Source organism: Salinivibrio sp. MA427 (genome assembly GCF_001996115.1).
In the GTDB taxonomy this organism is placed as follows: Bacteria; Pseudomonadota; Gammaproteobacteria; order Enterobacterales; family Vibrionaceae; genus Salinivibrio; species Salinivibrio costicola.
The window spans coordinates 1-1,159 of sequence record NZ_MUFH01000484.1 but is presented as its reverse complement, the minus strand read 5'-3'; the positions used below and the strand labels follow the sequence as shown (position 1 = coordinate 1,159).

The 1,159-nt window shown below is 51.0% G+C and carries 1 protein-coding gene; it reads left to right on the top strand.

Annotation, left to right across the window (positions count from 1 at the left end):
* Positions 1–981, top strand: a 981-nt coding sequence (locus tag BZG79_RS15790; RefSeq protein ID WP_206779513.1) for a proprotein convertase P-domain-containing protein, incomplete at its 5' end; no start/stop codon positions are given.
* Positions 982–1,159: the final 178 nt, after the last annotated feature.

Below are 1,159 nucleotides of genomic sequence, written 5' to 3'. Positions count from 1 at the left end.
GAATCGATGTTTGGGCTAGGCCGGGGCATGAAAATGCACGATCTGGCAGAAAGCATGCTCTATGTGGCTAAAACCTATTATCCATCACGCGACTATGCAGCCTTGTTGAAAGCGAACTTTGAAAAACACGGTTTGCTCAAAGCACCGTTTCGCTTTGAAACAAGCCAGCGTTATGTTGCCGATACGGCGGCGATCCACACACGCTTAACACCACAAGGGCGCACAGCCAAAATTCGTGGTGATATTCAGGTGGAGGGTGGAGCGCCCACGTTCATTAATCAATCACTCGATCAGGCTCAGTCGTTTTCTATCCCTCTGCCGCTTGCGGCGCAATGCGGTCAGCCGCTGACTCTTGAGGCGCGAATTGACTATCAATTTGATGACACGTTGCAAACCCATCAATGGCAAGACAATTTGACGGTGATTAAAGGCTTGCCCCAACTCACCCAATCGCGCCAAACGCTGAATGCGACCTTACCGGATGCATCGGTGGCCAGTAATGGGGCTCAAAACAATGGTTTCAAAAGTTTTAACTTCATTATTAATGATGACGCGAGTGCCATTCGCTCCGATCTTGGCGTGTATGTCCATATCAACCATGCCAGCCCATCAGATTTACGCGTTGTTCTTGTCTCCCCCGCAGGCACACGGGTTACGTTACATGCCAATACTGCCCGTCAGAGCAATGACTTAGTGCGCTATTGGACCAGCCAGCACGACGATCTTTTACAAGCCTTTGATGGCGAACCCCTAGCGGGGAATTGGCGTCTTGAAGTGACGGACTATGCCCAAGGCAATAGTGGTGAGCTGGTGGCGTGGCAAGTGGGCCGCGTGACGAGATTCGACTGCCAAAGCACCGACCTTAGCACCAAGGATGCGCCCGATATCGCTAGCTCGGGAGGGGGCGCGTTGTCATGGCCTTTACTGCTCGTAGGTTTGCTGTGGGGCGGCTGGCGAGCGCGAAAGGGCGAGTCCCGATAACACGTTATTCAACCACCTTAATACCCTTACTAAAAAAGATAGATATGATGAAATATTGGCCTTTACTGCTCGTAGGTTTGCTGTGGGGCGGCTGGCGAGCGCGAAAGGGCGAGTCCCGATAACACGTTATTCAACCACCTTAATACCCTTACTAAAAAAGATAGATATGATGAAATAT